Genomic DNA, 22,387 nt, shown 5'->3' on the forward strand with positions numbered 1-22,387 from the left:
GGAGCGCCCTTGAGGGACCGGCCCGACACGGAAGGACGATGGGACTGACGGGAAACCCCCAAACCGACTGTGACACCGCCCGAGGGGCTACCGCCCCCACCCCCGCCCCACTCCGCACGGCCCCCCGCCCCCTCACTCCTCCGGCGGGAACACCGCCTCGCCCGACGGGGACAGGGTGATGAGGATCGCCTCCACCGGGCAGCCCTCGGCGGCCGTCAGCGTCGGCTCGTTCGCGTCCGTTTCCGGGGAGCGGGGGTGGGACTGGCGGGCCGAGTCGAGGGTGAAGGCGTCGGGGGCGTGGTTCACGCACATGCCCGAGCCGATGCAGACCCCCCGGTCGACCTCGACCTGCCAGCGGTCCCCCATCAGGCACCCGCCGGGAGGTGGATCATCTTGTGCTCCAGGTACTCGCTCAGGCCCTCCGGGCCGAACTCGCGCCCGACGCCGCTGCTCTTGTAGCCGCCGAACGGTCCCAGCATGTCCAGGCTGAAGGTGTTCACGTTGAAGGTGCCGGTGCGCACGCGCCGCGCGAGGTCGACGCCGTGTTCCACGTCGGCCGTCCAGACACTGCCGCTGAGGCCGAACTCCGAGTCGTTGGCGATCCGTACGGCCTCCTCCTCGTCCCCGTACGGGATCAGGCACACGACGGGGCCGAAGATCTCCTCGCGGGCGATCCGCATCGAGTTGTCGACGTCGCCGAAGAGGGTCGGTTCCACGTACCAGCCGCGTTCCAGGCCCGCCGGGCGGCCGCCGCCCGCCAGGACCTTCGCGCCCTCCTCCTGGCCGATCCGGATGTAGTCCAGCGAGCGCCGCCGCTGGCGCTCGGCGACGAGCGGTCCGAGCTGCGTCGCCGGGTCGAGGGGGTCGCCGACGACCAGGCCGCCCGCCGCAGCGGCGAGGGCTTCGGCGACCTCCGCGTAGCGGCTGCGCGGAGCGAGGACGCGGGTCTGGGCGACGCAGGCCTGGCCGTTGTTCATCCAGGCCGCCGGGACGATCCCGGCGATGGTGCTCTCCAGGTCGGCGTCCGGCAGGATCACGGCTGCGGACTTGCCGCCCAGCTCGAGGGTGACCCGGGTCAGGTTGCGGGCGGCGACCTCCATGACCCGCTTGCCGGCGGCGACGGAGCCGGTGAAGGCGACCTTGTCCACGCCGGGGTGCCCCACCAGGTACTCGCTGACTTCCCGGTCGGCGGGCAGCACCGACAGCACCCCCTCCGGCAGCCCGGCCTCCCGTGCGATGTCGGCCAGGATGAAGGAGTCCAGGGGGGCTTCGGGGGACGGCTTGAGGATGACCGAGGAGCCGGTGAGCAGCGCCGGCGCGAGCTTCGCCGCGGCCACGAACTGCGGGACGTTCCACGGGATGACGGCGGCGACGACCCCGACCGGTTCGCGGCGTACGAGGATCGGGCCGAGCGCGCCCTGACGGCGCTCCTCGTAGGGGTAGTCGGCGGCGACCTTGATGGCGGAGTCGTAGACCATCATGGCGCCGAGCGCCTGGGCGAGGACGCTCCAGGAGTACGGGGAGCCGTTCTGGGAGCTGATGGAGCGGGCGATCTCCTCGTGCCGGACGGCGATGGCGTCCTTGATCCGGGAGACGACGGCGGTCCGCTCCTCGAGTGACAGGCGGGGCCAGGGGCCTTCGTCGAAGGCCTTGCGGGCGGCGGTGACGGCCCGGTCCACATCGGCCTCGGAGGCGTGCGGGACGCTGCCGATGACCTGCTCGGTGTGGGGGGAGACGACGCGGATGGTGCCGGTGCCCAGCGGATCCGTCCATTCCCCGCCGATGAACAGTTGGCCGTGTTCCACGAGCTCGGTCATGTCCGATGCCTCCAGGAGCTGCGCACGATCTCACCGATGTCGCAGAACTGATACCAGTTCTAGTTCGAGGAGTCCACGGCCAGGACGGCAGCGGCGGCAGGGACGGCAACGGCGGCAACTGCGCGGCGCCACCTCACGGCTGGCCAGGAAGCCTCCCGGATGGTCGACTTGGGCTACTACTGCAACACGTTCTCGCTCACGCGCTCCAGCCCGGCCGTCGCCCAGAGTCCCCAGGGAGAGCCCTCATGACGGAAACCACTCCCCAACTCCCACCTCACCCCACCCCCCACCTCACCGATCACGGCGGCGGTGTCCGTGCCATCAGGGTGCCGATCCCCGACAACCCCCTCGGCCACACCCTCGTCCACGTCCTCGACACCGACCGCGGGCCCGTCCTGATCGACACCGGCTGGGACGACCCCGCCTCCTGGGACACCCTCACCGCCGGGCTGGCCGCGCTCGGTACCGCCGTCGCCGACGTCCACGGCGTCGTCATCACCCACCACCACCCCGACCACCACGGCCTGTCCGGCCGCGTCCGGGAGGCTTCGGGGGCGTGGATCGCCATGCACGCCGCCGATGCCGAGGTCGTCGTACGGACCCGCTCCTCCGAGCCCGCCGTCTGGTTCGACTACATGAGCGAGAAGCTGGCCGCCGCCGGGGCCCCCGAGGAGCACCTCGCGCCCCTCCGCACGGCCCGGGCCGAGGGGCGCGTCCGCACGCTGCCCGGGCTGAGCGCCGCCGTGCCCGACCGGGAGATCGTCCCCGGCGAGCTGCTGCCCCTCGCCGGGCGGCGGCTGCGTGCGGTCTGGACCCCGGGGCACACCCCCGGCCACGTCTGCCTGCACCTGGAGGAGGCCCACCCCGCCGGCCTCCCCGGGAGCGGCCGGCTGTTCTCCGGTGACCACCTGCTGCCCGGGATCTCCCCGCACATCGGCCTGTACGAGGCCCCGGGCGACACCGGTGTCACCGATCCCCTCGGCGACTACCTGGACTCCCTCGAACGCGTCGGCCGCCTGGCTCCCTCCGAGGTGCTCCCGGCCCACCAGTACGCCTTCACCGACGCGCCGGCCCGCGTACGGGAGCTGCTGGAGCACCACGAGGAACGGCTGACCGGGCTGTGGCGGCTGCTGGCCGAGCCCCTGACCCCCTGGCTGCTCGCGGAGCGGATGGAGTGGAACCGGCCCTGGGAGCAGATTCCGTACGGCTCCCGGAACATCGCCGTGTCGGAAGCGGAGGCGCATCTGCGGCGGCTGGTGAAGCAGGGCCGGGCGGAGGCGGTCCCGGGCACGGACCCGGTGGCGTACCGGGCGCTGTAGGCCGCCGCACGACCGGTCGGGGGACCGCCCGCGGGCACCCGGGCCACCGGGCCCGCGCGTTACGGGCCGGTAGAGTGAGCCCGTCGTCCACACTTCCGTACGGGGGGAAGCCGGTGCGAATCCGGCGCTGACCCGCAACCGTGACCCGGCCCGCAGCACGCGGGACGGCAGCCGGAATGCCCCGTACCGGAGGTGCGCGGCTCGTGCCGCCGGGTCCTCCGGCGGCCGGCACCGTCGAGGTAAACGGAGCCGGAGCCCGGTGCCTGCGCGTGCCTGTCTCCCGCCCCCCGTACGAGAGGCACCCTCCCCGCCATGAACGTCCGCCGCAGCGCCGCCGCGCTCGCCGCATCCGCCGTGCTCTGCGCGGGCGCCGCTCCCGCCGCCCTCGCCGACACGCCGCCGCCCTCCCCCGCCGCCTCCCCGGCCCTGCCGGCCGGCCTGTTCGGCAAGGCGGACCCGACGTACGACGGGGTGTGGCGGCAGTCGCTGGCCCTGCTCGCCCAGCGGACGGCCGGTGTGAAGCCCGCGGGGCAGGCGGTGGAGTTCCTCGTCTCCCAGCAGTGCCCGAGCGGCGGTTTCGCCTCCTACCGCGCGGCCGTGCCGTGCGACGACAAGACGATGTACGACACCAACGCGACGGCGGTGGCCGTGCAGGCCCTGAAGGCCCTCGGTGGCAAGGACGCCGAGGTCAAGAAGGCCACGGACTGGCTGAAGTCGGTGCAGAACGAGGACGGCGGCTGGGCCTACGTCCCCGGCTCCCCCAGCGAGGGCAGCTCCACCTCCCTCGTGATCAGCGCGCTGGCCGTGGCGGGCGACAAGCCGGCCGAGGTGAAGTCGAAGGCGGGCAAGTCGGCGTACGACGGGCTGCTCTCCTTCCAGCTGGGCTGTTCCGCGGAGCCGGCCTCCGACCGGGGTGCCTTCGGGTACCAGCCGGCCGACGGCAAGCTCGCCGCGAACGCCGACGCCACCGCCGCGGCCGCGCTGGCGGGGCTCGGCAAGGGCATGGTCGTCGACCCGGCCGCCACGGACACCCCGGCCGCCGCACTGGCCTGCCCGGCCGGCTCCGCCGACCCGGCGGGCGCGGCCCGGGGCGCGGCCGGCTACCTCGCCGAGGCCCTGAAGAAGGACGGCCACCTGACGGCCGTCACCCCGGGCGCCGACCAGCCGGCCGCCGACACCGGCAACACCGCCGACGCGGTGATCGCCCTGGCCGCGGCCGGGCACCGGCAGGCGGCGGCGGGCGCCCTGGAGTGGCTCCAGAAGAACTCCACCGCCTGGGCCAACCGCAACCCGGCGGCGCTGGCCACCCTGGTCCTGACGGCCCACGCGACGGGCACCGACCCGAAGGCCTTCGGCGGCGTCGACCTGGTGGCGGCGCTGAACGCCACCGGTCCGGCCCCGGAGGCCGTCGCCGACACCGAACCGCAGACGGTGGAGGGCGAGGAGCAGCCCGGCTCCGGCAGCGGGAACGTCTGGTGGATCGTCGGCGCGGGCGCCGCGGCCGGCATGGGCATCGGCATCCTGCTGAGCGGCCGCCGCAAGAAGAACCAGCCGTGACCCGCGGCCGTACGCGTACGCGGGCCACCCGGGCCGGTGCGCTCGCGGGAACCCTCGGCCTCCTCGGAGCACTGGGCCTGGCCCTGACCCTGGTGGCGGCCGCGCCCGCCCTGGCGGCGAGCTACCGCTACTGGTCGTTCTGGGACGGCGCGGACGGCCGCTGGACGTACGCCACCCAGGGCCCCTCGACGGCCCGTCCCGCGGACGGCGCCACGCTCGGCTTCCGCTTCGCGGTCAGCAAGGACGCCGCCGCCGAGGCGGCCCGGCCGCGCGCCGGCGCCGACTTCCAGGCCGTCTGCGGCGGTACCGCCCCGGTGGACGGCAGGAAGCGGGTGGCGCTGGTCATCGACTTCGGCGTGCCCGGGGACGCCCCGGACGGCGAGGGCGTGCCGCAGGACGCCCCGCGCACCGCCTGCGCACAGCTGGCGCCCGCGGCCACGGCGGCCGAGGCCCTGGCGGAGGTGGCGAAGCCGCTGCGCTACAACGGCGCGGCCCTCCTCTGCGGGATCTCCGGCTACCCGAGGACGGGCTGCGGCGAGCCGATCCCCGACGCGGAGCCGAAGCCTCCGGCCTCCGCACCGGCACCGTCGGCCTCCTCGGACGGCGGCTCCTCCGGCCCCTCGGCGGGGCTGTTCCTGGGCATCGCGGCGCTGCTCGCCCTCGGCTCCGCCACCGTCTGGCAGTCCCGCCGCCGCAAGCGATGACGGGGCGCCCCACCCACGGCGGGGCACGTGCCGCCGCACCCCCGGCCCGGCGGGGTGCGGCCGGGCGGACCGGCCCCCCGCACGGGCCGGCGTACGGAGGCGTACGGAAGGGAACGGCGCCGGCGAGTGAACGGCGCTGGCGGGCCCCCGAGGCGCGGCGCGGGAACGCCCTGCACGCGGGGGCCTGGTGGCTGTGGGCGCTCGGGCTCGCGACCGCCGCCTCCCGGACCACCAATCCGCTGCTGCTCGGGCTGATCGTCGGTGTCGCCGGGTACGTGGTCGCGGCGCGCCGGACGCAGGCGCCGTGGGCGCGGTCCTACGGGGCCTTCCTCAGGCTCGGCCTCTTCGTCATCGGGCTCCGGCTGGTCTTCTCCGTGCTGCTGGGCTCCCCGGTCCCGGGCTCGCACACCCTCTTCACCCTGCCCGGGATCGCGCTGCCCGACTGGGCGCAGGGCATCCGGTTCGGCGGCCGGGTCACCGCCGAGCAGCTGGCCTTCGCCTTCTACGACGGCGCGAAGCTGGCCACCCTGCTGATCTGTGTCGGTGCCGCGAACGCGCTCGCCAACCCGGCCCGGCTGCTGAAGTCGCTGCCGGCCGCGCTGTACGAGGCCGGGGTGGCGGTGGTCGTCGCCATGACCTTCGCGCCGAACATGGTCGCCGACGTGGCCCGGCTGCGGACCGCCCGCCGGCTGCGCGGGCGTACCACCGGCGGGGTGAAGGCGGTCCTGCAGATCGGGCTGCCGGTGCTGGAGGGGGCGCTGGAGCGCTCGGTGGCGGTCGCCGCGTCGATGGACGCGCGCGGGTACGGGCGTACCGCGCGGGTCGCGCCGGCCGTGCGGCACACCACCAATGCCCTCACCCTCGGCGGGCTGCTCGGCATGTGCGCCGGTACGTACGGGCTGCTCGCGGCGGAGGGCGCCGCGTTCGGGCTGCCCGTCCTCGGCATCGGCCTCGTGCTGGCCCTCGCCGGGCTGCGGCTCGGCGGGCGGCGCAGCGTCCGCACCCGGTACCGGCCCGACCGGTGGGGGGCGCGGGCCTGGCTGGTCGCCGGCTCCGGCGCGGCCGTCGCGGCCCTGCTGATCCGCGCCGGCTCGCTGGATCCGGAGGAGCTGCGGCCTGGCGTGGTCCCGCTGGTCGCGCCCGGCCTGCCGCTGTGGCCGGCGGCGGCGATCCTGATCGGTCTGCTCCCGGCCTTCGTGGCCCCCGTACCTCCCGAGGAGTCTTCCCGTTGATCCGCTTCGAGCAGGTGTCGGTGACGTACGACGGCGCCGCGCAGCCCTCCCTCCGGGACGCGGACTTCACGCTCCCGGAGGGTGAGCTGACGCTGCTGGTCGGCCCGTCGGGGGTCGGCAAGTCGACGCTGCTGGGGGCGGTGTCGGGGCTGGTCCCGCACTTCACCGGCGGCACGCTGCGCGGGCGGGTGACGGTCGCGGGCCGGGACACCCGTACGCACATGCCGCGCGAGCTGGCGGACGTGGTGGGCACGGTGGGGCAGGATCCGCTCGCCCATTTCGTGACGGACGTGGTGGAGGACGAGCTGGCGTACGGGATGGAGTCGCTGGGCCTGCGGCCTCCGGTGATGCGCCGCCGGGTGGAGGAGACGCTCGACCTGCTCGGCCTGAACGAGCTGCGCGACCGTCCGATCGCCTCCCTGTCGGGCGGTCAGCAGCAGCGGGTGGCGATCGGCTCCGTCCTCACGACGCACCCGCGCGTGCTGGTGCTGGACGAGCCGACGTCGGCGCTCGACCCGGCGGCGGCCGAGGAGGTCCTCGCGGTGCTCCAGCGGCTGGTGCACGACCTGGGCACGACGGTGCTGATGGCGGAGCACCGCCTGGAGCGGGTGGTCCAGTACGCCGACCGCGTCCTCCTCCTCCCGTCCCCCGGCGCGGCCCCGGTCCTGGGCTCCCCGGCGGAGGTCATGGCCGTCTCCCCGGTGCACCCCCCGGTGGTCTCCCTGGGCCGCCTGGCCGGCTGGAGCCCGCTCCCCCTCTCCGTCCGTGACGCCCGCCGCCGTGCCGCTCCGCTCATCGCCCGCCTGTCGTCCGCGACGGCATGCGCGGCGGGGGAGCCGCCGCGCCCGTCCGCGGGCCGGGGCGGGGGCACCTCCGCATCCGAGCCCGCGTCCGCGTCCCCGCCCGCGCCCGCGTCCCCGCCCGCGCCCGCGCCGGCAGCCGAGGCCCCGTCGCAGCCCCCGTCCCCGGCCGGCGCGGTCGTCGTCGCCGCGTCCCGGGGTCCCGTCGTACCCGCCGGTGGCGCCGGTGCCTCCGGTGGCGCCACCGGCACCGGCCTCCTCGGCCGGCTGGCCCGGCTCGCGCGCCGCGGGCCGGGCGCCGGGGCCCCGGCCGGCCCGCCGGACGACACCACCGCCGCCGCCCTCGCCACGGGTCTAGCCGTCCGCCGCGGCCGCGCGGAGGTGCTCCACGACATCACCCTCCGGGTGGCCCCCGGCGAGACCGTCGCCCTCATGGGCCGCAACGGCGCCGGCAAGTCCACCCTCCTCGCCGCCCTCACCGGCACCCTCGCCCCGTCCGCCGGCCAGGTGACCGTCGGCGGTCTCACCCCGCACCGCACCCCGCCGCCGGAGATGGTCCGCCGCGTCGGCCTCGTCCCGCAGGAACCCCGCGACCTGCTCTACGCCGACACCGTCGCCGCCGAGTGCGCCGCGGCCGACGCCGACGCCGGGGCCGCGCCCGGGACCTGCCGGGCCCTGGTCACCGCCCTGCTGCCCGGCGTACCGGACGACACCCACCCCCGGGACCTGTCCGAGGGGCAGCGGCTGACGCTGGCCCTGGCGCTGGTGCTGACCGGCCGGCCCGCCCTGCTCCTCCTCGACGAACCCACCCGCGGCCTGGACTACGCCGCCAAGGCCCGTCTGGTGGAGACGCTGCGCGGCCTCGCCGCCGACGGCCACGCCATCGTCCTCGCCACGCACGACGTGGAACTGGCGGCCGAGCTGGCCCACCGGGTGGTGATCCTCGCGGGCGGCGAGGTCGTCGCGGACGGCCCGACGGCCGAGGTCGTGGTGTCCTCCCCGGCTTTCGCCCCGCAGGTGGCCAAGGTCCTGGCCCCGGGCCACTGGCTCACCGTGTTCCAGGTCGCCGCCGCCCTCGGGGATTCCCGATGAGCCCCGCCCGTCCCGTCCGTCCCGCCCGGCCCGTCCGCATCGGCCCCCGTGCCGCCGCGGCCCTGCTCCTGGTCACCTCCATCGGCATCGCCGCCTTCGGCTGGCCCCTGCTCGCCGACCGCCAGTCCGGTCTGGCGCACTCGCAGGACGCCCCGTGGCTCTTCGCCGCACTGCTCCCCCTCCTGGTGGCCGTCGTCATCGCGACCCTCGCCGACGGCGGCATGGACTCCAAGGCCGTCGCGATGCTCGGGGTGCTCGCCGCCGTGGGCGCGGCGCTGCGGCCGCTGGGCGCGGGCACGGCCGGGCTGGAGCCCATGTTCTTCCTGATGGTGCTCAGCGGCCGGGTCCTCGGGCCGGGCTTCGGCTTCGTCCTCGGCTCCGTGACGATGTTCGCGTCCGCCCTGCTGACGGGCGGGGTCGGACCGTGGATGCCGTTCCAGATGCTGGCGCTGGGCTGGTTCTCCCTGGGCGCCGGGCTGCTGCCCGGGCCGGAGAGGATCCGGGGGCGGGCCGAGCTCGCGATGCTCGCCGCGTACGGGTTCCTGGGCTCGTTCGCGTACGGCACGGTCATGAACCTCCAGGGCTGGGTCCTGCTCCAGGGCATGGGCCAGGGCATCTCCTTCCACCCCGGCGACCCGGTGCCGCAGAACCTGGCGCGCTTCCTCGCGTACTGCCTGGCGACCTCACTGGGCTGGGACCTGGGCCGAGCCGCCCTCACCGTCGTCCTGACCCTCACCCTCGGCGGCACGCTGCTCAGGGCCCTGCGCCGGGCGACGCGGAAAGCGGCGTTCGACGCGCCCGTTTCCTTCGATTCGGGGCCCGGAAGTGGCCCGGACCACGCCCCCCGAAGGACACAAACCGCCACATACGGTGACATCCGGCCGCCCCGCCGGTGAGGCGCCCCACAGGACCCAGGTCACATCCGACCCGCCCTAGTACCCCACCCCCTCCCCCACCCGTCCCCCACCACCACAAACACCCCTCCGGACCCCGCCCCCCAAGCCCTTCCCCTATGCCGGCTAGGAGCAGGGGGGCGTTGCCAGCCCGCCCGGGGCCTGGCTAACTGGTGTTGTCGCCGAGGCGGCCGGGGCGCACCGCCCCCCGCCGGGACGATCCCCTCTCCTTCGTGTGAGTGGCTCACGCGTGCTCCGGCACGCCCCGCGACCGTCCCTGTTCCCGTCGGAAGGTTTCCTCCGTGTCCAACGCCGTCATCCGCCGCATCGCCGCTTCGAAGAAGACCCTCGCCGGCAGTGTCCTCGCCCTGGGCGTCGCGGGCTCGATGCTCGCCGCCGTCCCCGCGCAGGCCGCCCCGACGAGCGCCAAGGCGATCGCCCAGCAGATGATCAAGGACCCGGCGCAGTTCGCGGCCTTCGACAAGATCGTCACCCACGAGAGCGGCTGGGACCACACCGCGACGAACGCCTCCTCCGGCGCCTACGGCCTCGTCCAGGCCCTCCCGGCCTCGAAGATGTCCTCCGCCGGCTCGGACTGGAAGACCAACCCGGCCACCCAGATCAAGTGGGGCCTGGACTACATGAACGACCGCTACGGCAGCCCGGTCGGCGCCTGGAACTTCTGGCAGGCCAACCACTGGTACTAAACCGACGCTGCGCAAACCCACACGAAGACGCCCGCCCGGGACACCCCGGCGGGCGTCTTCGCGTCGTCACCCCCGCGCTCGCCGGCCTCCCGGTGCTTCAGCGTCTCGCGGGTCGACGACATAGCGTCGGCCCTAAGCGCCGTGCCAGCGCATCAGGTTCTGGAATAGCTCACCCTGCTCGATGGCGTCATCCAGGGCGTTGTGCGTGTGGGGGCGGGTCGACAGCAGATGGCTCGGCATCGACCGCTTCGCCGCCTCACCGACCGGCACGGCGGCCTTGGCCGCGTACAGCGTCTTGAGGTCCAGGCAGCGAGAATGCCCGAACGGCGAGCCTTGCGCGGCGAACTGGACGAAGTACCAGTACATCCACATCCAGTCATAACCCAGCGGGTACGCCACGAACACCGGGGAAGCGCCCAACTCCTCGGACATGGCTGCCAGCCAGTCCACGGCGGCGTTCATGGCCTGCGCCGGATCCTGACCCTCACGCACCAGCAGCTCGCGGTCCAGGCCTCCAACCGCCAGGGCCTCCGGGTCGTAAACATCGCTGATCGGCTTCAGCTCGGCGTAGAACGTCCGCTCGGCCGGATCGACAGCCCGGAACCCGGACCCGTCACGGATGCCCGCGACCGCCAGACCGAAGCTCGACATCGAGAACGGCCCGGGCACCGGGCCGTCGGCCTCCACGTCGGCGGACACGTAGAACTCTGCTCCTGACATGCTTCTCGCCCTCCGGGTCCTCAGGAGGAAACCTGGGCGGTAACAGTCAGCCCGGCCCGCGCCGCGGCGTCCAGGATCACCTGCCGGAGCGCCTCCGTCTCCTCGGCCGGCAGGGGATCACGCGCGTAGTCGAGCGAGACCATCCAGTCGTCATTCGCGTAGCGCCACAAAGACACCTTGACCCTGCCCTGCTCGGCAGTGCGCAGCTCCCGCCGTCCGAACTCCTCATCCCAGTCGTCATCGAGACGACCACGCGGAGTGAGTCCCACCGCGCGCCGGAAGCTGGAGAGCCGATCCGCGTCGAGCTCGCCCTTCATCCGGATCTGCAGCTGGTCATGCATCTACATCGCCTCCAGGACGGTTGATGATCCAATCGGTTTCACGGAAATGCGTCGAGATCCCCGTGCCCACACCGGTCCTGTCCGGCGGACCGTCCGAGGTGAACAAGGCAGGAGCCACCTCGCGACCGGTCTCCTGCTCCCAGTGATCTTTCCACTCGTCGAGTGCGGGGAACGCCTTCTCGACCGTCTTCTTGTCCACAAAGTCGTACTTCGGGTGGATCACGTCAGGCTTGCGCGTAGCGGGATCCGAGGCCTCCCAGGTATCCCGCGCCTTGTCGACCATGTCGCTGGACGAGATCTGGACGTCATAGTCACTGGGCGGCTCGGCCTCACCGTTGCCGTCTTCGACCCCCAGCAGGTGCTTGGCGTCGAAAGGTATCCGGGCGGGGCGTTCGGACTCCGGCCGGTCCCCCATCCACTCCACCAGCTTGTTCTGTGCCTCGGGCTGGTCGGCGAGATCACTTTCCGACGGGAAGTCTTTGTGCGATCCGGAGAAGAACTGCGCCGACGATCCCTGCAGCCGGATGTCCACCTGCTCCGGATCGATTCCGTCCGCCGCGAGGGCGTCGTTCAGGGTGCTCTTGAACTCCTTGAACTGTTCCGGGCTCATCCCCAGCGGTGCCTCGAACCGCTGCCATGCCTCGACCTGCTTCTCGTCCAGACCGAGGAACTGCAAGTCCTCGTCCCGAATCTCGTATCCGGTGTCGTCACACGGCCAGCCACGCACCCGGTCGCCGGATTCGAGTTCCTCGACGGGCACGCGTCCGGCCTCGTCAATCAGCCCGTTGGCAAGCGCCTCCTGCTTCCGGGCGTCCAAGGGGTCCACAGGACCATCAGCAGCGTCGGAGGGCTCCGGTTCTTCGAACGCCTCGAACTCCTGCGGGGTCGCCGACTCGACCTCGTCATCCGACGAAGTCTCCACGTCTGCCTCTTCGCCTTGTTCTTCCCCTTGGCGCGGCAGCTCGGGCGCCTTGCTGGGCGCCTCGGGCTGCTTCTCGGTACCGAGTGATGCCGTGTACAGGACCGAGTGCGGGACGGAGTCGCGGTAGGGCTTGAGTTCCAGCTCCAGCTCGGGGAGTTCGGCGTCCGGGTCTTCTGGAGACTCAGGGACGCCGGCGTCCTCGGCGGACGCCTCGGACGTCTCGGATGCCTCGAGATCGGTCGGCTCAGGGGACTCGGGAGGCTCCTCCTCTGTGGAGTCGCGCGGCTCCGTCGGCTCCTCAGGGGCGTCTGCGTCGCCGTGTTCCTCCGTGCTGTCCTGGTCGATGGAATCGTCGGGCTCTTCCTCTGCCTCGGTTCCTTCCCCGTTCTCCAGTGGCTCCGGCGGTTTCCGGCCCTCGGGCTCGTCCGGGTCCGCCGCTTGCTCGGGCTCGGCCGGGTTCTCAGGCTCGCCGGGCCGGTCCGGGTCCGCCGGCTGCTCCGGGTCGGTCGGTTCCGTGGGCCGGTCCGGGTCCGCCGCTTGCTCGGGCTCGGCAGGGTCAACTTCGTCGGCCTCTGTCTCGGACTCACCTTCGGAGGCGGTCGAGGCCTCGGGGGCCGCCGGTTCGGTGGGGTCCCCGGGCTCGGCCGGGTCGCCCTCCTCCGTCGGCTCCGTATCCGCCTCCCCTGCCTCGTCCGGGGCTTCCGGCTCCTCCGGGTCGGCGGCGTCCCCCTTCGTCCCGGTGTCGGGGGTCTCGCCGCCCTTGGGCTCCGGGGCCTCCTTCGGTTCCCCGACCGGTTCCGGCTGCTCCAGCGGCGGAGGCGGTGTCGGGGTGTCGGGCCCGGTGGTGGCCGTCGTGTCGAGCTCGCTCATGCCTTGTCCCCCGTGGACGTTGCGGCCGGAACCGGCTTGCGCGGTCGGCGTGTGAAGACGGTGAGGGCGCGGGCGAAGCGCTGGGACCAGTCGTCCGACGGGTCCGCGCAGCCGACGATCTGCTCCAGTACGGACGGGGTGTGGCGGCCGTGGTAGTACTGGCGCGTCTTCGTTCCCTTGCGGGCCTTCCACTGCGGTTCGGCGACCGGGCAGGGGTCGTCGCCGTCGAGTTGGGCGCGCATCGTCTCCGCGACGTGCCCGGCCAGGGCCTCCGGGGCCTGCGGGGCGCCCACGCGGCTGTGGACGGCGCGGTCGACGGCCTGGCCGATGGCGCACTCCACCAGGCGCCGGTCCGACGTCCAGTACGGGGCCAGATCGCGGCGCATCGCCTCCCCCGGCAGGGGGGTGACCCAGCCCAGCAGGTGGGAGGCCACGGCCATCTCGGCCCAGAGGGTGATGCGCAGCTCGTCCTGTTCGGTCAGGCGTTGCGCCGTGCGCAGCTGGCGGAGCGTGCAGGGGGCCGCCGCGCAGTCCGCGCCGCAGGCCCGGCTGCGGGCCGTGACCATCGGGGCCGGGGAGGCCGGCCGGATGGCGGACGCGTCCTCGCGCGCGGTGCCGTCCTCCATGCGGACCAGCAGGGGGTAGTCCATCCCGTCGGTGAAGACCGCCGCCTCGCCCGGCTTGAGGGTGACCAGGTACTCCGACTGGGCCTCGGTGATGTTCATCGTGGCGCCGACGGCCTCGCGGTCGTCCTGGGCCGGGAGACGGTGGACGACCTTGGCGGCCGTGTTCTTGATGACGTCGGGGACGAGTTTGCTCGGAATCTGGTCGGCAATCACCAATCCCTCGCCGTACGCGCGGATTTCGGCCAGGAGTCCCGCGAACATCTCGACGGCGTGGGCGCTCGCCCCGCCTTCCTCCGAACGCCGGAGGAGTCGGTGGGCCTCCTCGAAGACGGTGATGTGGCGCAGGGGAAAGGCGATCCGGCGGGTGGTGCGCTGTTCCATCCGGAGGTATTCGATGAGACGGATGAGGATGGTCCCCATCAGGAACGCCTTGTCCTTGTCGTCTCCGACGTCCTCGATCTCGAAAACGACGTTCCGCTGGAGGAGCTGGCCGAAATCGATGGGGTGGCCGCCCTCGAGGAACCGGCCGGTGGTGCCGAGGCGGAGGCTGGCGAGCCTGATCTTGATGAAGCCCTGGACGTTGTCGGTGATCTCCTTGCCGTAGCCGATCTCCGCGACGATCCGCAGCGCCGTGTGCTCCAGGTCCTCCAGCGTCGGGTAGCGCGGCTCGGTCCCGGCGGAGCGGGGTTCGCCGAGGGTGAGGTCCCAGCCCAGGTCCTCGTAGCAGCGGGTCAGGGCGGCGCTCAGGACCTGTGGGAACGGCTCCTGCGGGTCGAAGGAGGCGAGGAAGAGGGCCCGGACCATGTCCAGGTGGGTCTGGAGGGGGAAGCGTTCCCCGTCGGCGAAGACGGAGGGCTCCAGGGGGTTGAGGCCCGCCGGGAGGGCGTCGCGGTCTCCGGGCTTGATCACGATGACCTCGTGTTCGTCGCCCAGCCGCGCGGACATGAACCGGTACTCCGCCTTGGCCGGCTCGACGACCAGCCACGGCAGCCGCTCCCGCGTTGCCGCTTCGAGCAGACCGCGTACGGTCTGGGACTTGCCGCCGCCCGTGGCCCCGCACACGAAGGTGTGCCGGTTGAGCGTCGAGCGCGGCAGGTCCAGGGCGCCCACCGGGCCACGGTTGCGGTCCAGGATCGTGCCAAGCCGGATCGGGCCCGCGGCGCCCGGCTGGAGCGAGGAGGCCCGGTTCTCGGGGGTGACGTCGAACTCGGGGCGCAGGGCGAAGCGGACGCCGGGTATCTCCTGGGCCGGGGGGCGGGCCAGGGCCGCGAGCAGTTCCGAGCTGCCGACGAAGGGGTAGCCCGTGTACTGGGCCGGGTCGGTCTCGAGTCCGGCTGTGACGACGGTGGGGAAGTCGCCGGCCCATCCGGTGGGCCGGAGCGCGTACGGGAGCCCTTCGAGGTCCGCCGACGCGCAGACCAGGGCCGCCACTCTCTGGGCCTCGTCGGGGGTGCGGCCGCCGGCCAGGAGGCGTATGCGCCACAGCCCGGTGGCCGAAGCCTTGGCCAGTTCCTTGTGCCGGCGCTCCAGCCGGCCGGCTTCCAGGGCGTACTCGGGCGAGCCGGCCGCCTTGGACTGTGCCCGGCGCTGCCGGTCCGCTGCCTCGCCGGTCAGCTCGTCGAGCTCCTGCGGCGGCACCGGGTCGGCCAGCAGCAGCCAGGCGAAGGCCTCCTGCCAGACGCCGAGCAGGCAGTCCTCGAGCGTGGGGCGCAGGCCTGACGCTCCCGCCTGCCGGGGTTCGTCGTCGACGAGCAGTCCGTCCGCGACTCCGGCGATGGCGGTCCAGTGCGGGAACTGTGCCAGGGAGCCGACGACGGCCCCCGGGGCGTGCCGCCGCGCCCGCGCCCCGGCCGGGAGGCGGAGCAGGGCCGTGCCCGGGTCGGAGGGGTCGTCGCCGCCGGCCAGCGCGGTACCGCCCAGGAACACGTCGAGGGGGTGGGTGGCCGACGGGCGCGACCAGCCGAGGAGGATGCCGCCCCCGCCAGGATCGGAGGGGCGGCGGGAGTGGGAGGCGGAGACCAGCGCGGCGAAGCGGTGGGCGCGCAGTTCGTCGTCGGGGCCGGCCGGCCGGTTGGCGTCGGGGCGTTGCCGGGGGACCTCGGTCAGGGCGTACGTGGGCAGTGCGAGGAGGCGGTGCCATGCCTCGCCCGCGGTTTCGCGCAGCGTGGTCGACACAGCCCCGCCTTCAATCGTTCGAACTCGTCGCCAGCATCCTAGAGTCGCTCGAAGTCAGCTCCAACCCCCGGCAGTCGGGAAGGGTGTTGACCGGAAGTGAATTGGACCTCGGGGCATGTGTGATGCAGCATGACCCGACTACAGGTCGATGAATGATTCTCCGCTTCGGCGGGTCCGGTAGCGGGTCGGATCACCGGCTGTCCCATGTGGCACCTACCGGAGGCATTTGGTCAACTGTCTTCATTTCAACGCCGTACGAAAGCACCGTGCACGGCGTCAGGTATCCACAGGGGGACTTCCGTGAACCAACCAGTCGATCCCAGACAACTTCATCTCCCCCCGGATGAAAGCGAATTCACCGCCCCGAGCGCACCGCGGCCGGTGCCGCCCCAGCCGCACGGGCAGCAGCCCCCGGGCCCCGGGCAGCAGACGGCCCCGCCGGCCGGCCCCGGCTTCCCGCAGCAGGGCCACCCGTACCCGGGCACCCCGCCGGTCCCGCCGCAGGCGGCGCCTCCCGCCCCGCCGGCGGCCGTCACGGGCAGCTTCCACCTCGCGCCACCGGCCGGAGCGACCGGCAGTTTCCACCTGGCGCCACCGGCCCAGGCGGCCGCCGCCCCGGGCCACCCCGCCGCCCCGCCTCCGCAGCCGTACGCGGCCCCGGGCCCCTACGCGCCGACCCCGCCGCCGGCGCCGCCGCAGCCACCCCAGCCCCAGCAGCAGCCCCCGCAGCAGCCGCAGCCCGCGCAGTACGCGCCCGGCACCTTCGCGACGCCGCCTCCCGCCCCGGGCTTCCAGGCTCCGGGCAACCTCCCGGCCCCGGTGACGCCGCCCCCGGCCGCGCCGCCCACGCTCGCGAAGCCCGGGCCCGGGCAGGCCGCGCCGGTGCCCGCCGGGGCTCCCGTACCAGCGCACCAGCCGGCCCCCGCCTACGGCCCGGCGCAGCCAACCACCGCATACGGCCCCGGGCAGGTCGCGGCGTACGACCCCGCGCAGCCGGCCCCGTACGACCCGGGCGCGCCGCCGCCCATACGTCGCGGGGCGGACGCGTCGTCCATCACCACGCTGCTGCTCCACCTCCCCCTGTTCCTGGGCAGCTTCGTGGTCATCTGGCTGCTCTCCCAGCTGCTCCCGCCCGGGCTGGACATCGTCTTCGTCATCGCCTGGCTCGCGTCTGGCGCACTGATGTTCCACCGTCCGACCGAGCGGGCCCTCGCCCGTCTGATGTTCAAGGTCCGCGAACCCACGGCAGCCGAAATGGCCCGGCTCCGTCCGATTTGGGACGAGGTCACCGGGCACGCGGGCATCGACGGCTCGCGCTATGACCTGTGGGTCGAGGACAGCAACGAGATCAACGCTTTCGCCGCCGCAGGCCACATCGTCAGTGTGACGCGCCGGTCACTGGACCAACTCCCGGAGGAGAGGCTCGCAGCCGTCCTCGCGCACGAGCTGGGGCACCACGTCGGCGGTCACGCCTGGGCGGGTCTGCTCGGTATCTGGTACGCCTTCCCGGCCCGGTTCGTGATGGGCATCGTGAAGCTCATCATGCGGGGGATCCTCTTCGTGGTGGCCGAGGGCACGTCCTGCTTCGCGGGGATCCTCGCCCTGATCATGCTCGCTCTCGCCGTCACCTTCGCCGTCACCTTCCCCCCGGCGCTGGCCCTGCTCGCCATCCCGTTCCTCCTCGCCTGGGCGGGGCGCCGCGGTGAGCTGCGCGCCGACCGGTTCGCCGCGGAGATCGGGTACGGACCCCAGCTGCACGCCTCGTTCACAAGCCTGCAGAACGATGCGAACGGCGGTGCCGACGACCGTCGCCTCCAGCAGGGACTGCTGACCCGGCTGATGGCCACGCACCCGCCGATGCACCAGCGCGTTCGCGCGCTGGATCCGTTCGTCACCGCGGCGGACGGACCCGCCGCACCGACCGGAGGCCTGCCCTCATGAGCGTGCAGAACACCGAGGCCCAGGCGGCAACCCGCTGTCTGCGCCTGTTCGAGCCCGGCCAGCGGCTCGGCTGGACCTACCGCGACCCGGAATCGCTGCGCAGCCTCTTCTCCGAGCCCGAGCCCCAGCGGCCACCCGCACCCGTGGCGTACCAGAACCGGGCGCAGGCCGCGCGGCTGAGGCACGAGGACCGCAAGAGTTCCACGGTCAAGATCGGTGGCGGGATAGCGCTGCTGCTCCTGGTCCTGACGACGGTCGGCGGCGCCCTCATGGTGGTACTGGCCGTGATCGCGGCGGCGGCGACCGCGGCCCTGGTCGTCCACGCCGGGCAGTTGGCCGCGAAGGCCGCGGCGGAGTTGGAGGCCAAGAGCGCGGAGCTGGAGCAGCACTTCCAGTACGCCTGGCACTCCTGGCAGCAGCGGGCCCTCCAGCACACAGCGGCCCAGGACCAGTGGATCAACGGCCTCGACGCGTGGGGCGCGCTCCCCGCGGGGCCGGGCATGCGGCGGCTGGACATCTTCGGGGGCAGCCAGCGCAGCCGCGAGGGGTTCCTGACCGTCTTCGGCACGTCGACCCTCCAGCAGCGGCCGTTGATCGTGGTCGACCTGACGCAGGCCCTCGTCTGCGAGGAGCTGTGCGCCGTCGCCGGGCTCGCCGGTGTCGCCGTCGACGTGCAGCTGCTGCCGAGCCGGATGGCCGAGAGCGGCATCGTGACCGGTCTCACCGCGCAGGAGCTGGTCGACGCCCTCGTGGAGGCGGTGTACGCGGAAGAGGCCGAGGGCAACCGGGCCGGGCGGGCGCTGGACACGAGGATCCTCCAGCAGCTGTGCGCGGTCCTGGGGACGGAGGTCACCCCGGCCCGGCTGGGGGCGGGTCTGCGGGCCCTGATGGGCGAGCTCGACGACACCGAGGTCCTCACCCGGGCGGAGCGCAACCGCATCGCGGACGAGCTGCTGGGTGACAAGAACAAGGACCAGATGCGGGACAGCCTGCTGCGGCTCGCGTCCTTCCTCCATCCGCTGGAGCGGCTGGGCGCGGAGCGCTGCGGGCGCGGCCCGGGTTATCTCACCTGTATCGCGCTGGACTTCACCACCGGCTCCGCCAGTACGGAGCTGCTGGCCGACCTGGCGGTGCAGAGTGTGACCCGGCGCCTGGCGTCCTTCCCCGAGGCGGCGCCGTCCGTGGTGGTCGCGCTGGGCGAGCGGGGGCTCCAGCGGCGGTACCTGGAGCAGCTGGCCAGTGTCTGCGAGCGGCGCGGTGCGCAGCTCACCGTCCTGCACCCGCATCTGCGCGAGGGGGCGCAGGAGGTGATCGGCGGTGGCACGGTCGGCTTCATGAAGCTGGGCAACCACCAGGAGGCCGGGGTCGCGGCGGACTTCCTGGGCCGCCACCACTCCTTCGTCCTGCACTCGCTGACGGACACCGAGGGGACGACGGTCAGCACCTCCGTGGCCAAGACGATCGGGTCCTCGGTGAGCGTGGGCACCACGTACAGCGAGTCGGTGACGCGGGGGTCGAACTGGGGGAGCTCCGACACCTACCAGGGCGGTTCCAACCCGTTCGCGACGAGCAGCACCAGCAGCTCCGGCGGCAGCTACAGCGAGACCACTGGTACGTCGACCAGCCGGACGTACTCGACCAACGAGTCCACGACGCACACGAGCGGCGACAGCCAGAGCACCAGCCTCGCGCACGGCCGGCAGCGCGTCTACGAGTACGCGGTCGAGCCGACCCGGCTCCAGGCGCTCGCCGAGTTCAGCCTGCTGCTCGTGGAGCGGAGGCCGGACGGGTCGGTGGCTGTCCACCCGGTGGACTGCAACCCGAACGTCGTCCTGCTCGACCGGGTGAGCACGCAGCCGCTGCCGTACACGGCGTAGCGGCGGCGGGCATACGAGGGCCCCGGTGGCCGGCCTCCCCAGGTCCGGCCGCCGGGGCCTTCGCATCCCATCCCACGGGTCCGGTGAGCGCCGTCAGAGGCGCTGGATGATCGTGCCCGTCGCCAGCGCGCCTCCCGCGCACATGGTGATCAGCGCGAATTCCCTGTCGCGCCGCTCCAGCTCGTGCAGCGCGGTGGTGATCAGCCGCGCGCCGGTGGCGCCGACGGGGTGGCCGAGCGCGATGCCGCCGCCGTTGACGTTGACCTTCTCCAGGTCCTGGCCGAAGACCTGGGCCCAGCTGAGGACGACGGAGGCGAAGGCCTCGTTGATCTCGACGAGGTCGATGTCCTTGAGGGACATCCCCGCCTTGCCCAGGACGGCCCGGGTCGCGTCGATCGGGCCGTCCAGGTGGAAGTGCGGGTCCGCGCCGACCAGTGCCTGGGCGACGATCCGGGCGCGCGGCTTGAGCTTGAGCGCGCGGGCCATCTTGCGCGACGCCCACATCACGGCCGCGGCGCCGTCGGATATCTGGGAGGAGTTCCCGGCGGTGTGCACGGCCGTCGGCATGACCGGCTTGAGCCGGGCGAGGCCCTCCATGCTGGTGTCGCGCAGGCCCTCGTCCCGGTCGACCAGCCGCCACATGCCCTGGCCGGCGGCCTGTTCCTCCTCGGTCGTCGGCACCTGGACGGCGAACGTCTCCCGCTTGAAGCGCTCCTCCGCCCAGGCGGTGGCGGCCCGCTCCTGCGAGAGCACCCCGAGCCGGTCGACGTCCTCGCGGGTCAGGCCCCGGCGGCGGGCGATCCGCTCGGCGGCCTCGAACTGGTTCGGGAGGTCGACGTTCCACTCGTCCGGGAAGGGCTTGCCGGGCCCGTGCTTGGAACCGGAGCCCAGCGGGACCCGGCTCATGGCCTCGACCCCGCAGGCGATGCCGATGTCGATGACCCCGCCGGAGACCATGTTGGCGACCATGTGGTTGGCCTGCTGGGAGCTGCCGCACTGGCAGTCCACGGTGGTCGCGGCGGTCTCGTACGGCAGGCCCATGGCGAGCCAGGCGTTGCGGGCGGGGTTCATGGACTGCTCGCCGGCGTGGGTGACGGTGCCGCCGACGATCTGTTCGACGCAGTCGGGCTGGATTCCGGTACGCGCCAGGAGCTCGCGGTAGGTCTCACCGAGCAGGTAGGCGGGATGGAGGTTGGCCAGGGATCCCCCGCGTTTCCCGATGGGGGTGCGTACGGCTTCGACGATGACGGGTTCCGCGGCCATGAGCTCGTCCTCTCCTGCACTCTCTGCACAGCGCCGGCGTGGCGGGCCCGTCCCGGCGACTGCCCCGCGCGAACTAGTACGCGTTCTAGTTCTCCCCGCAGTCTTATGACCCCGGCCCCCGGCACGCAAGGGTCTTGCACGCGCCTTCCACGGATTCCACACGCAACAGTTGCCGCGGGAGCCCTTGTGGCTTCTAGAACTCGTTACTACCTTCGAGCCAGATTCTGATGGGCCGTCAGACATTCGTCAGACTTTGGAGTCGCCCGATGCCCTGTCCCGCGCTGCCCGAAGGCTTCGACGCCACCGACCCCGACATCCTCCAGGACCGCGTCCCCCTCCCGGAGTTCGCGCAGCTGCGGCAGACCGCGCCCGTGTGGTGGTGCGCGCAGCGACGGGGCGTCACGGGGTTCGACGACGAGGGCTACTGGGCCGTGACCCGGCACGCGGACGTCAAGTACGTCTCCACGCACCCCGAGCTGTTCTCCTCCACCACCAACACCGCGATCATCCGCTTCAACGAGCACATCCAGCGCGAACAGATAGATGCCCAGCGCCTGATCATGCTGAACATGGATCCGCCGGAGCACACCCGCGTACGCCAGATCGTGCAGCGGGGGTTCACCCCCCGCGCCATCCGGGGCCTGGAACGGGCCCTGCGCGACCGGGCCCGGAAGATCGTGGAGGAGGCGCGGGAGGCCTCGGCGGACGGCTCCTTCGACTTCGTCACGCAGGTGGCGTGCGAACTCCCGCTCCAGGCCATCGCCGAACTGATCGGCGTACCGCAGGAGGACCGCTCCCGGATCTTCGACTGGTCGAACAAGATGATCGCGTACGACGACCCCGAGTACGCGATCACCGAGGAGGCCGGCTCCCACGCGGCCGTGGAACTGATCGGCTACGCGATGAACCTGGCCGCCGAGCGCAAGGAATGCCCGGCCAAGGACATCGTCACGCAGCTGGTGGCGGCCGAGGGCGAGGGCAACCTGCGCTCCGACGAGTTCGGGCTCTTCGTCCTGCTGCTGGCGGTCGCGGGCAACGAGACCACGCGCAACGCCATCAGCCACGGCATGCACGCCTTCCTCACCCACCCCGAACAGTGGGAGCTGTACAAGGCGGCCCGGCCGTCCACCGCCGCGGAGGAGATCGTGCGCTGGGCCACCCCCGTGGTGTCCTTCCAGCGCACCGCCACCCGGGACACCGAGCTGGGCGGCCAGAAGATCAAGGCCGGTGACCGGGTGGGCCTGTTCTACTCCTCCGCCAACCACGACCCCGAGGTCTTCGACGACCCGGACGTCTTCGACGTCACCCGCGACCCCAACCCGCACCTCGGCTTCGGCGGCGGGGGCCCGCACTTCTGCCTCGGCAAGTCCCTGGCCATCCTGGAGATCGACCTGATCTTCAACGCCCTGGCCGACGCCCTGCCCGACCTCCGGCCCGCCTCGGACGGCCCGCGGCGGCTGCGCGCGGCCTGGCTCAACGGCATCAAGGAGCTGCGGGTCCGGGCGGGATGACGGACCGCCGGCGCCCCGGC

17 protein-coding genes are annotated in these 22,387 nt (G+C 73.1%); 10 read left to right on the forward strand and 7 right to left on the reverse strand.

Annotated features, from left to right (window positions below):
• Window positions 1–132: 132 nt before the first annotated feature.
• Both ACZ514_RS28845 and ACZ514_RS28850 read right to left on the reverse strand, forming a co-directional pair.
• On the reverse strand, window positions 133–366 hold the full coding sequence (locus ACZ514_RS28845; RefSeq protein ID WP_468171363.1) for a ferredoxin: 234 nt from the start codon (window positions 364–366) through the stop codon (window positions 133–135).
• Entirely contained in the window at window positions 366–1,817 is a 1,452-nt protein-coding gene (locus tag ACZ514_RS28850) for an aldehyde dehydrogenase (RefSeq protein ID WP_469126045.1), read from the reverse strand. Before ACZ514_RS28850 ends, ACZ514_RS28845 begins: the two co-directional genes overlap by 1 nt.
• Before the next feature lie 245 nt (window positions 1,818–2,062).
• Here ACZ514_RS28850 and ACZ514_RS28855 point away from each other — a divergent pair, with 245 nt between their 5' ends.
• The 7 genes from ACZ514_RS28855 to ACZ514_RS28885 all read left to right on the forward strand — a co-directional run bounded on the left by ACZ514_RS28855 (window position 2,063) and on the right by ACZ514_RS28885 (window position 10,121).
• A complete protein-coding gene (locus ACZ514_RS28855) occupies window positions 2,063–3,136 on the forward strand; it encodes an MBL fold metallo-hydrolase (protein WP_469126046.1) in 1,074 nt (357 codons plus the stop codon).
• A 312-nt stretch (window positions 3,137–3,448) separates the two neighbouring features.
• Window positions 3,449–4,693 carry a prenyltransferase/squalene oxidase repeat-containing protein gene (locus tag ACZ514_RS28860; RefSeq protein ID WP_469126047.1) on the forward strand — a complete coding sequence of 415 codons (1,245 nt, stop codon included), beginning with the start codon at window positions 3,449–3,451 and terminating at the stop codon, window positions 4,691–4,693.
• The gene (locus ACZ514_RS28865; RefSeq protein ID WP_468171375.1) at window positions 4,690–5,397 is read left to right on the forward strand and encodes an SCO2322 family protein; all 708 of its coding nucleotides are present in this window, start codon (window positions 4,690–4,692) and stop codon (window positions 5,395–5,397) included. Before ACZ514_RS28860 ends, ACZ514_RS28865 begins: the two co-directional genes overlap by 4 nt.
• A complete protein-coding gene (locus tag ACZ514_RS28870) occupies window positions 5,394–6,629 on the forward strand; it encodes an energy-coupling factor transporter transmembrane component T family protein (RefSeq protein WP_469126048.1) in 1,236 nt (411 codons plus the stop codon). The genes ACZ514_RS28865 and ACZ514_RS28870 overlap by 4 nt, the downstream gene beginning before the upstream one ends.
• Window positions 6,626–8,521, forward strand: coding sequence for an ABC transporter ATP-binding protein (locus ACZ514_RS28875; protein WP_469126049.1), 1,896 nt, complete (start codon window positions 6,626–6,628; stop codon window positions 8,519–8,521). The genes ACZ514_RS28870 and ACZ514_RS28875 overlap by 4 nt, the downstream gene beginning before the upstream one ends.
• Window positions 8,518–9,417: an ECF transporter S component gene (locus ACZ514_RS28880; RefSeq protein WP_469126050.1), complete on the forward strand. Its 900-nt coding sequence runs from the start codon at window positions 8,518–8,520 to the stop codon at window positions 9,415–9,417. The genes ACZ514_RS28875 and ACZ514_RS28880 overlap by 4 nt, the downstream gene beginning before the upstream one ends.
• A gap of 299 nt (window positions 9,418–9,716) precedes the next feature.
• Window positions 9,717–10,121, forward strand: a complete 405-nt coding sequence (locus tag ACZ514_RS28885) for an aggregation-promoting factor C-terminal-like domain-containing protein (RefSeq protein ID WP_469126051.1) — start codon at window positions 9,717–9,719, stop codon at window positions 10,119–10,121.
• A gap of 132 nt (window positions 10,122–10,253) precedes the next feature.
• Here ACZ514_RS28885 and ACZ514_RS28890 read toward each other — a convergent pair whose 3' ends face one another.
• The 4 genes from ACZ514_RS28890 to ACZ514_RS28905 are packed head-to-tail and all read right to left on the reverse strand — an operon-like array spanning window position 10,254 to window position 15,775.
• The gene (locus ACZ514_RS28890; protein ID WP_468171390.1) at window positions 10,254–10,820 is read right to left on the reverse strand and encodes an exonuclease; all 567 of its coding nucleotides are present in this window, start codon (window positions 10,818–10,820) and stop codon (window positions 10,254–10,256) included.
• 41 nt (window positions 10,821–10,861) lie between these two features.
• Window positions 10,862–11,182 (reverse strand): hypothetical protein, encoded by a 321-nt coding sequence (locus ACZ514_RS28895; RefSeq protein ID WP_468171393.1) that lies wholly within the window; start codon window positions 11,180–11,182, stop codon window positions 10,862–10,864.
• Complete coding sequence (locus tag ACZ514_RS28900) at window positions 11,175–12,974, reverse strand: DNA polymerase III subunit gamma/tau domain-containing protein (RefSeq protein WP_469126052.1); 1,800 nt, start codon at window positions 12,972–12,974, stop codon at window positions 11,175–11,177. Before ACZ514_RS28900 ends, ACZ514_RS28895 begins: the two co-directional genes overlap by 8 nt.
• Window positions 12,971–15,775: an ATP-binding protein gene (locus ACZ514_RS28905; RefSeq protein WP_469126053.1), complete on the reverse strand. Its 2,805-nt coding sequence runs from the start codon at window positions 15,773–15,775 to the stop codon at window positions 12,971–12,973. The genes ACZ514_RS28900 and ACZ514_RS28905 overlap by 4 nt, the downstream gene beginning before the upstream one ends.
• 381 nt (window positions 15,776–16,156) lie before the next feature.
• Here ACZ514_RS28905 and ACZ514_RS28910 point away from each other — a divergent pair, with 381 nt between their 5' ends.
• Entirely contained in the window at window positions 16,157–17,716 is a 1,560-nt protein-coding gene (locus tag ACZ514_RS28910) for a M48 family metalloprotease (RefSeq protein WP_469126054.1), read from the forward strand.
• Window positions 17,713–19,593 (forward strand): hypothetical protein, encoded by a 1,881-nt coding sequence (locus tag ACZ514_RS28915; RefSeq protein ID WP_469126055.1) that lies wholly within the window; start codon window positions 17,713–17,715, stop codon window positions 19,591–19,593. The genes ACZ514_RS28910 and ACZ514_RS28915 overlap by 4 nt, the downstream gene beginning before the upstream one ends.
• Window positions 19,594–19,686: 93 nt before the next feature.
• Here ACZ514_RS28915 and ACZ514_RS28920 read toward each other — a convergent pair whose 3' ends face one another.
• On the reverse strand, window positions 19,687–20,856 hold the full coding sequence (locus ACZ514_RS28920; protein WP_469126056.1) for a steroid 3-ketoacyl-CoA thiolase: 1,170 nt from the start codon (window positions 20,854–20,856) through the stop codon (window positions 19,687–19,689).
• Between the two features lie 266 nt (window positions 20,857–21,122).
• Here ACZ514_RS28920 and ACZ514_RS28925 point away from each other — a divergent pair, with 266 nt between their 5' ends.
• Window positions 21,123–22,367 carry a cytochrome P450 gene (locus ACZ514_RS28925; protein ID WP_468171405.1) on the forward strand — a complete coding sequence of 415 codons (1,245 nt, stop codon included), beginning with the start codon at window positions 21,123–21,125 and terminating at the stop codon, window positions 22,365–22,367.
• The last annotated feature ends 20 nt before the right edge of the window (window positions 22,368–22,387 follow it).

This window comes from Streptomyces sp. NPDC034086, assembly GCF_055575515.1.